Annotated in this window: 10 protein-coding genes; 9 read left to right on the forward strand and 1 reads right to left on the reverse strand. The window is 48.3% G+C overall.

Annotation, left to right across the window (positions count from 1 at the left end):
* The first annotated feature begins 44 nt into the window (after positions 1-44).
* From EIM92_RS06130 to EIM92_RS06140, 3 genes are all read left to right on the forward strand, one after another.
* The gene (locus EIM92_RS06130; protein WP_246021219.1) at positions 45-905 is read left to right on the forward strand and encodes a M15 family metallopeptidase; all 861 of its coding nucleotides are present in this window, start codon (positions 45-47) and stop codon (positions 903-905) included.
* Positions 906-1116: 211 nt separating this feature from the next.
* Entirely contained in the window at positions 1117-1968 is an 852-nt protein-coding gene (locus tag EIM92_RS06135) for an ABC transporter ATP-binding protein (protein ID WP_125081931.1), read from the forward strand.
* Positions 1969-1995: 27 nt separating this feature from the next.
* Complete coding sequence (locus tag EIM92_RS06140; RefSeq protein WP_246021220.1) at positions 1996-2829, forward strand: (2Fe-2S)-binding protein; 834 nt, start codon at positions 1996-1998, stop codon at positions 2827-2829.
* A 40-nt stretch (positions 2830-2869) separates the two neighbouring features.
* Here EIM92_RS06140 and EIM92_RS06145 read toward each other — a convergent pair whose 3' ends face one another.
* Positions 2870-3505 carry an SDR family oxidoreductase gene (locus tag EIM92_RS06145; RefSeq protein ID WP_125081932.1) on the reverse strand — a complete coding sequence of 212 codons (636 nt, stop codon included), beginning with the start codon at positions 3503-3505 and terminating at the stop codon, positions 2870-2872.
* Between the two features lie 247 nt (positions 3506-3752).
* Here EIM92_RS06145 and EIM92_RS06150 point away from each other — a divergent pair, with 247 nt between their 5' ends.
* The 6 genes from EIM92_RS06150 (at position 3753) to EIM92_RS06175 (ending at position 11535) form a co-directional block, all read left to right on the forward strand.
* Positions 3753-5114, forward strand: a complete 1362-nt coding sequence (locus EIM92_RS06150; RefSeq protein WP_125081933.1) for an FAD-dependent oxidoreductase — start codon at positions 3753-3755, stop codon at positions 5112-5114.
* Positions 5115-5297: 183 nt separating this feature from the next.
* Positions 5298-6119: a formate/nitrite transporter family protein gene (locus EIM92_RS06155; protein ID WP_125081934.1), complete on the forward strand. Its 822-nt coding sequence runs from the start codon at positions 5298-5300 to the stop codon at positions 6117-6119.
* A gap of 266 nt (positions 6120-6385) precedes the next feature.
* Positions 6386-8461, forward strand: a complete 2076-nt coding sequence (locus EIM92_RS06160; RefSeq protein ID WP_125081935.1) for a molybdopterin-containing oxidoreductase family protein — start codon at positions 6386-6388, stop codon at positions 8459-8461.
* Between the two features lie 180 nt (positions 8462-8641).
* Positions 8642-9157, forward strand: a complete 516-nt coding sequence (locus EIM92_RS06165; protein ID WP_125081936.1) for a GNAT family N-acetyltransferase — start codon at positions 8642-8644, stop codon at positions 9155-9157.
* A 205-nt stretch (positions 9158-9362) separates the two neighbouring features.
* Positions 9363-11090, forward strand: coding sequence for a glutamine--tRNA ligase/YqeY domain fusion protein (locus tag EIM92_RS06170; protein ID WP_125081937.1), 1728 nt, complete (start codon positions 9363-9365; stop codon positions 11088-11090).
* A 229-nt stretch (positions 11091-11319) separates the two neighbouring features.
* Positions 11320-11535 carry a DUF378 domain-containing protein gene (locus EIM92_RS06175; RefSeq protein WP_110930901.1) on the forward strand — a complete coding sequence of 72 codons (216 nt, stop codon included), beginning with the start codon at positions 11320-11322 and terminating at the stop codon, positions 11533-11535.
* Positions 11536-11566 lie beyond the last annotated feature (31 nt).

Consider the following 11566-nt stretch of genomic DNA (forward strand, 5'->3'; position numbering starts at 1 on the left):
ATATATGGCCCTCAATGGAAAGGGAATGAAGGGGAGAGCACAGAGTGAATTTTCGAAAGAAGTCGTTATCAGTAATTTTGGTTTGTTTAATGGCAATAGTCGTTATGGCTGGATGCGGTAAGGAAGACTCCGCGAAGCCGAGCAATTCATACGTCATAGGAACGAATGCAGATCAATCGAATAATAGCGAGGGAAAAGGTGCTCATGAAGAGGAACCGAAGGGTGGTTCCGGCCAATCCTCCGGGCAGGATGCCGAGCACAATGGGGATCAACCATCGGGTGAAAGCTCTAATGGTGTGGACAAGGCAGCTGCCGCGGATCCAGACAGTATTGCGGTACTCATAAATAAGGAGCTGGCGCTTCCAGAGGATTATGAGCCTTCCGATTTGGTTTATCCGGATGTTCGCTTTACGTTCAAAGAGAAAATCGAGAAGCGGATGATGCGGAGTGAAGCCGCTAAGGCGCTGGAGGAAATGTTCGCCGGGGCGGAAGAGGACGGGATCTATTTGGCGGGGGTATCCGCCTATCGCTCCCACAGCACCCAGAGATCTTTGTTTAACCGCTATGTGGATAGAGACGGGGAAGAGAAAGCCAAGACGTATAGCGCTGTTCCAGGGCATAGTGAGCATGAGACAGGACTAGCTATCGACGTATCGGGAAGTGATGGTAAATGCGCGGTAGAGGATTGCTTCGGGGGGACGAAGGAGGCAGAATGGCTCGCACAGCATTCTGCTGAGTATGGGTTTATCATTCGTTATCCAGAAGGTAAAGAATCGATTACAGGCTATAAATACGAGCCCTGGCATTTGCGTTACGTTGGTAAAGAGATTGCGGCGGATATTTTTGCAAGAGGCATTACATTAGAGGAATATTACGATGCGGTTCCAGTTTCCGGGACGCCTTAATAGCTCTAAGCGACAAATGAGAACTAAGGGTGATTTCTTCAGGAAATCCCCTTTTTTTATGCAAAATAGGGATGATCGCTCACAAAACAGTTGACGCTGATAATGATTATCAGTATCTTTAGAACAGAGGGTTTTATTTTAAATCATGGTCGGGTTGTGTTCATATAAATTATCAATATGTTTATGTCGTAACTGGGAAAGGGAGATTGTTATGGTGGCATTAAATACATCCCATTTAAATATCGCTTATGGAGATCGTCTCATCGTAGAGGATCTGAATATCAGTATTCCTAAAGGAAAAATTACCGCTCTTGTCGGGGCTAACGGTTCGGGGAAGTCGACGGTACTGAAGACAATGGCCCGGATACTGCAGCCTAAGGGCGGAACTGTACTGTTAAACGGAAAATCCATTCATAAGCAATCGACGCGCGAGGTGGCGAAGCAGTTGGCTATTTTGCCCCAGAATCCGACAGCGCCTGACGGGCTTACAGTATACGAGCTTGTGTCGTACGGCCGTTTCCCGCACCAGAAGGGATTCGGCAGCTTGAAATCAGAGGATCGGCAAATCGTGGATTGGGCGATTACTGCTACCGGGATGAATGAGTTTGCAGATCGGGCACTGGAGCAGCTATCTGGGGGACAGCGGCAGAGGGCATGGATAGCTATGGCGCTTGCTCAGGAAACGGATATCCTATTCCTTGATGAACCGACGACCTTTTTGGATATGGCACATCAGCTTGAAGTTCTGCAGCTTCTAGAGCAGTTGAACGCGGAATCCAGTCGCACCATCGTTATGGTCGTGCATGATTTGAACCATGCAGCTAGATATGCCCATCACATGATTGCTATTAAGAAAGGGCAAGCCATTGCGGAAGGAGCACCGTCAGAAGTAGTGACTTCTTCGGTTCTGCGTGAGGTTTTCGGCATTGAAGCTGATATTGTAACGGATCCGCGCAGTGGGGTGCCGCTATGCCTTCCATATGAACTGTACCGTGTAGCCGAAAGCAAAGGACAGCTTCCGAAGAACAGTGTTCTTACCGGTGGCAAGGTAGCCGTATATTAATAGCAGCCGCTGAGGTGCTTATGCGGTATGCCAGAGCAGGAGGAGAATATGGATCGACTGGCTATCGACTATCAATTTCTGGAGCAACAATGCCACGTAATCGGTGATTGTAGAGAGCAGGCCATTTACACGATAGCGGGGTTGGACTTCCTTGATCGGCAGCGCGCGGAAAGGTTTCTGACCCTGTATCAAGCCGAAATCAAGGGGCTTGATATTCAGGTTGCAGCCACGTATTTCGCAGCAAGCTGGCGGGTTCTGTGTACGGCATTGCAGTACATGGTTTCATTGACAAGCTCTCGTTTAAATTTCAACTTAGAGAATTTAACGCTGCAGATCGTTCCGGTTCGTCAATTCCCAACGATCTTTTTCGTGTTGCACAGCAGTAGTGAGCTGACATGGCCCGAAGGCGAAGCAAGCGAGTGGCGGGAAGCGCAGCTGGGGAGCTTTTACAAAGAAACGCTGCGGCCGGTAATGGAAACGGCGGCTCAGGTATCAGGGCTGCCCGTGACGCAGCTATGGGGACAGCTCCCTCTCGGAGTTACTTATTACCTCCGGCAGTTGGCAAATCAGTTGGAAACCGAGGAGCAACGGAACCAACTAAGGACTAATTATGAATATTTAAGGACGATTTCGCCGGATTGGTTCGGTATTAGGCGTAATCCGTTTGTTTTAAAGGAAATTTTAGTCGACAATCCTTATTCGCCAGGCGAGAAGATGCCCCTTAAGCCGACATGTTGTCTTGCCTATCGCACGGATACAGGCCTCGGATATTGCTACAGCTGCCCGAAGCTGACCAAGAAACAAAGGGAGCAGAAGCGAGCCGAGCTGATGCAGCAACAGATGGAATCCAGCAGTAAATAAGCCGCCTCGATGGGCGGCTTTTGTCATAAGCAATTAATAATTACCCCTCAAGGGATTGCAAAGCTTGTGCAATTGGTGTATCTCCTGCGACCAAATTGAAGGAGGTGTTCTCCGTTTCGGACAGCGTTAGAGCAAGGACAGCGGCCTGGGCTAAATCACTTCTTGGAATGAACCCCAGATCGGTAAATTCCTGATGTACAGATACTTTGCCGGTCGGTAGTTCGTCGGTCAGCCCTCCCGGACGTAAGATGGTATGACATAGAGTGCTCGCTTCGAGCACTTTTTCAGCCCGGCGCTTGGCAGATAAATACGGTTTGAGAATTTTTGGCATACGCTCCGGCTCCAATGTCCCCATAGAGCTTATGAGGATGAAGCGCTTAACACCGAGTAACTCGGATTGTTCGATCAAACGAACGGTTCCGAGATGGTCAATTTCCTCAGGATCGCTTTTATCTCCTGCACCGACTGCACAGATGACAGCATCCGCATCAATTATCCCCTCCGAGAATTCAGTATTTAAATCTCCGATGTACGGCATCGCCCCCCACTTCAGTAAGTTAAATCTTTGTTCCTCACTGCGAACCAGCCCCCTTACGTTATAATTTCCTTTTTGAAGCGCTTTAATGATGTGACGACCTGTTCTTCCGTGCGCTCCCGCTACGAATACAGTATACATGGCAGCCCTCCGGTCATTTTATAAATGATATTGGTATCATTTCCCCAAAGCAATTGGGTTATTTATCATTACCCTCACAAAAAATATTAAATAGCCTCTTGCAATGTGAAAAATATCACACTATAATAAGAGTCACAAGGTGAATCATTTCACAAATCAACCGCATTTTAAGTGATGTATTTCACAATAAACATCCCGAATTTTGAACAATATATAACATCGGGCGATTATTAAGGAGGAAATAATAATGAGAGTAGCAGTTATTGGATGTACCCATGCAGGGACGGCAGCCATTGTAAACACGGCACAATTGTATCCGGAGGCAGAGATTACCGTATATGAGCGCAATGATAACATTTCATTCCTGTCGTGCGGCATTGCTCTATATGTCGGCGGCGTGGTCAAGGATCCCCAAGGATTGTTCTACTCGTCGCCTGGGCAGTTGGCGGAGTTGGGCGTAAACACGAAAATGTTGCATGAGGTTATTTCCGTCGACACAGATCGGAAGGAGTTAATTGCACGTAATTTGCAGACCGGGGAAGAATGCACAGATCATTTCGACAAGCTTATCGTGACGACGGGCTCCTGGCCTGTTGTACCTAAATTCCCTGGAATCGAGCTGGATAACATCATTCTGTCCAAAAACTTCAATCATTCCAACATGATCATTGAAAAAGGGAAGGAAGCGCAAAATATCGTCGTGGTTGGCGCAGGCTATATTGGTATTGAATTGGTCGAGGCCTTTCAGATGAATGGGAAAAACGTTACTCTGATTGACGCAGAGGAGCGAATCTTGAGCAAATATTTGGATGCGGAATATACGAATCTGATCGAGGATTCACTTCGCGAACGAGGAATTACGTTAGCGCTTGGCAAGAAGGTCGAACGCTTTGAAGGTAATGATGGTAAAGTGACTACCGTCGTTACGAACCAAGGGTCATATCCTGCAGATGTCGTTATTCTATGCATCGGATTCCGTCCGAATACGGAGCTGCTGAAAGGGCAGGTCGATATGCTGGATAATGGAGCCATAATCGTAGATGAGTATATGCGTACCAGCAAGCCCGATGTATACGCCGCAGGAGATAGCTGTGCGATCTACTATAACCCGCTCAAGAAGCATGCGTATATTCCTCTTGCAACCAATGCCGTGCGGATGGGAACCCTTGCTGCTCGTAACCTGGTATCTCCCACAGTGAAATACATGGGAACGCAAGGAACTTCCGGCATTAAGATTTATGAGAATAACATTGCGGGAACAGGCCTTACCGAGACAGCGGCTAAGGAAGCGGGACTTCAAGTCGATTCCGTACTTGTGACGGACAACTATCGTCCGGAGTTTATGCCCACCCACGAGCCTGTCATGCTGAAGCTCGTCTACGAGCAAGGAACAAGACGCATTCTTGGAGCTCAAATCATGTCCAAGGTAGATTTGACGCAATCGATCAATACGATTTCCGTATGCATTCAGAATGACATGAAGATGGAGGAGCTCGCATTTGTAGATTTCTTCTTCCAACCGCATTTTAACAAGCCGTGGAATTTCTTGAACAGTGCGGGCTTGCAGGCGCTCCCTGAAGTGCCTGCACGTGAAGCCGTGCACAGCTAATCCTAGCATGATGCAGCTGCCGATCCCCATTTGAACAGGCCACTGCCAAGGAGAACATCCCTTGCGCAGTGGCTTCTTTCATGTCTAACGTGACTTATATTACATTGCTGGCGCGGCAAGGCACGATACAATAATGAGGAAATAGAGATAGAGTAGTGTCTAGTTATAGAGGAGATGATAACCATGGCTTATTACAAACCTCCGCAAATCGCGGAAATAACCGTGGATACGGGAGTCCAAAAGGCACGCAATCCGCTTCTGACGGTCATGATATTAGGATTTCTTGGCGGAGCCTTTATCGCTCTGGGCTTTTTGCTCGATATTCGAGTGATCAGCAACGCACCCCAGGAATGGGGGAGCATCGTTAATTTTATCGGTGCTGCCGTGTTCCCGATCGGTCTTATTCTTGTTCTGCTCGCAGGAGGCGAGCTGCTTACGGGCAATATGATGGCCGTGCCGCTTGCACGAATGGCTAAGCGCATCACAACGTTGGAAATGCTGAAGAACATCCTGCTCATTACCTTTGCTAATTTTCTAGGAGCCGTCTTTGTTGCTTATTTCTTTGGGCATGTCGTTGGGTTGACTGCCAGCGGCCCTTATCTTGATAAATTAATTGCTATGGCTGGACATAAGCTCGACGACAGCTTCCTACAGGCCTTTGTATCCGGGATCGGCTGCAATTGGCTCGTTGCTCTTGCGGTCTGGTTGTCCTATGGCGCAGATAATATGAGCGGCAAAATTCTCGGTATTTGGTTCCCGACCATGGCCTTTGTTGCTATCGGCTTTCAACACGTTGTTGCCAACATGTTCCTGATTCCCGCAGCGATTTTTGAAGGCTATTTTTCTTGGGGAGATTACATTAGAAATTTCGTGCCTGTCTGGCTGGGCAATTTGACCGGCGGCGCACTATTTGTGGCGGGAGCATACTGGACGGCTTATCTTAAGGATAAGGGTAAGCAGCTTAGCTCCAGTCCAGCCGCTGCTAGCGGTCAAAAAACCGCTTAACTTACTTGGCAAATATATTTTGTAGTTATATAAGCCTTTCTCATAGCTGGCATAGCGTGCTGGACGAGAGAGGCTTATTTGTGTTTTATATACAGCATGCGGGTTTTCATGAGCTCTATATCGGTAAGAGCATGATCAACCCTCGATTGAGCCTTTACATGAATTTACAAAGGGCTATATGATAGATCTGATATAAAATAGATATCTAAATCAGCTTTGAGCATAATCATTAGCTCGATGTTTGCCTGGAAAGGTGTGTATAAAACATGATTCACGAACAGAATGGAAAGTTTCCTGCTGTGTGTCCGCTTGATTGCCCCGATACCTGCGGTTTGCTGCTACATAAGGAAGAAGGAAAAATCGTAAAGGTTACGGGAAATCCGGAGCATCCCATTACGAAGGGAGCTATCTGCAATAAAGTTCGCAATATGGCGGAGCGGCTGTACCACCCTGAACGTATTCTCTACCCGATGCGGCGCATAGGCGCTAAAGGGGAGGGAAAATTTGAACGCATTTCCTGGGAAGAAGCGATCGAGGAAATCGCCTCTAGATTTACCGAATTAATCCGGGAGCATGGACCAGAGAGCATTATGCCTTATAGCTTCTACGGCAATATGGGAGCACTCAGCGTGGATGGCATGGATCGCCGATTCTTTCATAGGCTCGGCTCGACGCGGCTGGAGCAAGGCATTTGCAACGCCGCTGGCAATGTGGGCTGGAAGTATACGATGGGCTTCATGGGAGGTACGAGTCCAGAGGACACGGCTAAGGCGAAGCTGTTCATCGTATGGGGGCAGAATACGGTGAGTACAAACATGCATGCGTGGTCCATCATCGAAAAAGCGCGCAAGCAGGGAGCGAAGCTGGTCGTGATCGATGTACACCGGAATCGGACGGGCGAGCGCGCGGATTGGTTCATCCCGCTGCATCCAGGAACCGATGCGGCGCTGGCGCTCGGTATGATGCATGTTTTATTTGAGCGGGGACTTGTCAATCAAGAGTTTCTGACACAATATACAATCGGCCATGAAGAGCTCCGGGAGCATGTGAAGCAATACACGCCGGACAAGGTCTCGGCCATTACAGGGGTGCCTGCAGAGCATATTGTGCAATTGGCCTGTATGTATGGGGAGACATCTCCGGCATTCATTCAAATCGGTAATGGACTTCAGCATCATGACAATGGGGGCATGAATGTCCGAGCGATCGTTTGTCTCCCCGCATTAACGGGGCAATGGCTTGTCGAGGGAGGCGGTGCGATCAAGTCAAACGGGGATTATTCAAAGTTTAATGGAGCCGCTTTGGCCCGTCCCGATCTGCGTCCGAACCCGAATGCTAGGGTTGTCAGCATGAATCAGCTTGGCGAGGTGCTGTTGGCCCTCGATCCGCCGATTAAAGGGATGTTCGTCTATTGCTCGAATCCGGCTGTGGTCGCGCCGGATACGGAAAAAGTAGAGCAAGGCCTGCAACGTGAAGATTTGTTCACGGTAGTGCACGATCTATTCCTGACCGATACGGCCAAATATGCGGACATCGTCCTGCCGTCCACCTCGACCTTTGAGAATACAGACTTATATAGATCCTACTGGCATCACTACATTCAGCTTCAAGAGCCGGTTATCCCTCCACAGGGCGAGAGCAAGAGCAACATGGAAGTGTTCAAGCTGCTTGCGCAAGCGATGGGATTTGAGGAGAAGGCTTTTCAGGATACGGAGGAGGACATGGTTCGTCAGGCTCTGGGCCACTCGGCCAACCCGTACATTGAGCGCATCACGCTGGAAGGATTGAAGGAGCATCGGTTCCTTAAGCTCAATATGGAGCATCAGCAGCGTTATCTGGACACTCTTCCAACTCCATCCGGCAAAATCGAACTGTACTCGCAGCAAATGGCTGAAGCAGGCCTTCCGCCGCTGCCGACCTATGTTCCCCTTATTGAAGGTTACGATGGTGAACGGCGTCCTGGCAAGGGGGCCCCTTATCCACTCATGTTTATTTCACCGCCGAACCATAGCTTCCTGAATTCTACTTTTGCTAATGTGGACAAGCTGATGAAGCTGGAGAAGGAGCCTATGCTGCAAATCCACCCCGAGGATGCTAGGGCAAGGGCAATCTCGGACGGGGATGAGGTGCTCGTGTGGAATGACCGCGGCGAGTTTCAGGTTACAGCTCAGGTGACGGAGAAAATGCTGCCGGGAACTGTAGTCAGCCAGGGACTTTGGTGGGAGCAGGAGGGGAAACGCCAGCGTGCGAATGCGCTCACGCCCGAACGCCTCTCTGACATGGGAAATGGAGCGACCTTTTTCTCAACTGTTGTTGAGGTAAAGCGCCAATGGAGATCCTAGCCGAATGAATAAGATCGCGTGTACTAGATATTTACTTTGTATAGGAGAAGCCCGCTAGGGCTTTTTTTTCTCTTCAGAGCCTCCATGGAACATAAGCTAAGACGATTTCTTGGCAATTTCTCTGAAGTGGTATAATAGATAGTAAATCACTATGGGGTTATAGAAGGGATGGCAGCGCTCATGGCAGATGAGTCGAATGGGTCACTGGCGTCTAATTTATGGATTAGGCGATCGGAGATGCGGGATGCGAGCCAATTAATGGAGCTCGATGCATTGGTTTGGGACAGCAGGACAAGCCCGTCTCCCATTGCCTGGACATCGCGGGAGCAGTATTTGCAGAAATGCCCGCCGGGCAGCCAACTCGTTGCTGGAATCGATGATTTAATATGCGGATACTTGGGATTTTCCACACCGTCGGCAATGGCAAGCCAGCGACATGTGTATGAGCTTCATGTGGCGATTCATCCTTCCTATAGGCGGCTTGGGATTGGCAGTAAATTGATGGCAACGATGAAGGAGCTGGCCGCAGAGGAGGGGATACGCAAGCTCTGTCTGCGCGTTCTGAGTACAAACCCTTGTGCTATTGCATTCTATGAACACTGTGGATTTATTACTCAGGGCAGGCTGATTGCGGAGTATTGCATCGATGGGGAGTATGTGGACGATATATTGATGTGGTATCCCCTTATCCGCTAATGCTTTTGAACAAGCGATTTCATCTGCCTTTCTGCCGCACTTTTGGAGAATTTTATATAGGGGAGCCCGGTTCTCTGATGGTCATTCAACATGAATCGCCTGTGGCGCCAGCGCTTATGCCATTGAACTATTCTGGAGTTATCGGTATATTTATAAGAAGAAAAATTGGATCAGAACGTGGTTTGTCTTACAAGGTCCATCAAATATGGAAAGGTTGATATTCGTGGAGCATAACAGCATTAACAGTACCCCTCCTAATTTTATTAAAAATATTATTACCGAGGATCTGGCGAGTGGAAAAGTGAAGGAGATCGTCACTCGCTTTCCACCAGAGCCTAACGGTTATTTGCATATTGGACACGCCAAGGCAATCTGGATCAACTTTACGATCGCGGATGAATTCGGGGGCCGTACCCATTTGCGCTTTGACGATACGAATCCCGTCAAGGAGGACGTGGAGTACGTCAATTCGATTAAAGAAGATGTAAAATGGCTGGGCTTTGAGTGGGAGGAACTGCATTTTGCCTCGGATTATTTTGAGGAGATGTATGAGCGGGCGATTGTGCTAATCAAGAAAGGCAAAGCGTACGTCGATGATCAGAGCCCGGACGAAATTCGCGCGACCCGCGGGACGTTGACCGAACCGGGACAGAACAGCCCGTATCGCGACCGTTCCGTGGAAGAGAATTTGGATTTATTCGCTCGGATGCGTGCGGGAGAGTTCAAGGACGGCGAGAAGGTGCTGCGTGCCAAGATTGATATGGCTTCGCCAAACATTAACTTGAGAGATCCGGTCATTTACCGTATTCTTCATGCTACGCATCATAACACAGGGGATAAGTGGTGTATTTATCCGATGTATACATATGCCCATCCTCTGGAGGACGCGATTGAGGGCATTACACATTCCCTCTGTACGACGGAGTTTGAGGATCAACGTCCATTCTACGACTGGGTTATTGAGGAGACGGAAATGCCAAGTGTTCCGCGCCAATATGAGTTTGGACGCCTGAACCTGACACAGACGGTGACGAGTAAGCGGAAGCTGAAGCTGCTGGTGGATGAAGGCATTGTGGATGGCTGGGACGATCCGCGGATGCCAACGATTTCCGGTTTGCGTCGCCGTGGTGTTACTCCAGAAGCGATTAAATCCTTTGTGTTCGAAGCCGGGATATCGAAGGCCTACGGGGAAATCGATTTGAAGATGCTGGATCATTTCATCCGTGAAGATTTAAAACTAAAGGCGCCTAGAACGATGGCAGTGCTGGATCCGCTTAAAGTCGTGATCACGAACTATCCGGAAGGACAAAGCGAGATGCTGGAAGCGGAGAATAATAGCGAGAACCCGGAAATGGGACATCGCCAAATTCCGTTTTCTCGTGAAATTTATATTGAGCGTGAGGATTTTATGGAAAATCCGCCAAGTAAATATTTCCGGTTGTTCCCGGGTAATGAGGTTCGCCTGAAGCATGCTTATTTCATTAAGTGTAACGATGTGATTAAGGATGAGGAAGGTAACGTGATTGAAATCCACTGCACTTACGATCCGGAAACGAAGAGCGGCAGCGGATTTACTGGTCGTAAGGTAAAAGGAACGATTCATTGGGTGGATGCTGCGCAAGCGGTACCTGCCGAATTCAGATTATATGAACCATTGATTCTCGAAGATCAAGTGAATGATGATGTGGATGAGCTTGACGAGGGGGAAGGCGCAGAGGAGAAGACCTTTATGGATCATCTCAATCCTAATTCCCTGAAGGTGGTTCAAGGCTTTGTAGAGCCTGGAATGAAGGATGTGAAGCCACAGGATAAATTCCAATTTTTCCGCCATGGGTATTTCAATGTGGATTCCAAGTACTCGAAGCCGGGCCATCCTGTTTTTAACCTGGTCGTATCTTTGAAAAGCTCCTTCCAGCTGCCAAATAAAAAGTAAGGGCAGATCTATAGGCTCCATAAGTGTCTTCAACCCCCGCGTACCTACGCGGGGGTTTTGCTCGTTAAGTTGAGCTCTGGACACAGGAATATGCCTGTATAGGGCAGGCAATTAATAAGGCACGAGTGATATATTTTCGGAAATAATTTTAAAAGTTTCATTTTTTGGAAATAGTATAACGTAACAAACCATAATTTAATTTAATTGACTTCTGATAGGAGGAGCTAAAGTGAAAACATTAGATACGATTGCCCTTACCCTGCTTATTATCGGTGGAATTAACTGGCTGTTGGTCGGATTGTTCCAATACGACTTAGTAGCCTCGATCTTTGGCGGGCAAGATAGCGCAGGTGCTCGGATTATTTATACAATCGTCGGAATTTGCGCTTTGTATTGTATCAAGTTTTTTGGCGGAACAGCAGTCGATAACAGAACTGCACGTTAATCGATTCAAGGCGAAGAAAGCTGCCCTTATT

Origin of the sequence: Paenibacillus lentus (genome assembly GCF_003931855.1) — a bacterium.
Taxonomy (GTDB): Bacteria; Bacillota; Bacilli; order Paenibacillales; family Paenibacillaceae; genus Fontibacillus; species Fontibacillus lentus.

Excerpts from the sequence above, each read along its gene's own strand:
- EIM92_RS06170 (WP_125081937.1), top strand. The coding sequence starts at position 9,363 with ATGGAAAGGTTGATATTCGTGGAGCATAACAGCATTAACAGTACCCCT.
- EIM92_RS06140 (WP_246021220.1), top strand. The coding sequence starts at position 1,996 with ATGCCAGAGCAGGAGGAGAATATGGATCGACTGGCTATCGACTATCAA.
- EIM92_RS06160 (WP_125081935.1), top strand. The coding sequence starts at position 6,386 with ATGATTCACGAACAGAATGGAAAGTTTCCTGCTGTGTGTCCGCTTGAT.
- EIM92_RS06145 (WP_125081932.1), bottom strand. The coding sequence starts at position 3,505 with ATGTATACTGTATTCGTAGCGGGAGCGCACGGAAGAACAGGTCGTCAC.
- EIM92_RS06165 (WP_125081936.1), top strand. The coding sequence starts at position 8,642 with ATGGCAGATGAGTCGAATGGGTCACTGGCGTCTAATTTATGGATTAGG.
- EIM92_RS06135 (WP_125081931.1), top strand. The coding sequence starts at position 1,117 with ATGGTGGCATTAAATACATCCCATTTAAATATCGCTTATGGAGATCGT.
- EIM92_RS06150 (WP_125081933.1), top strand. The coding sequence starts at position 3,753 with ATGAGAGTAGCAGTTATTGGATGTACCCATGCAGGGACGGCAGCCATT.
- EIM92_RS06155 (WP_125081934.1), top strand. The coding sequence starts at position 5,298 with ATGGCTTATTACAAACCTCCGCAAATCGCGGAAATAACCGTGGATACG.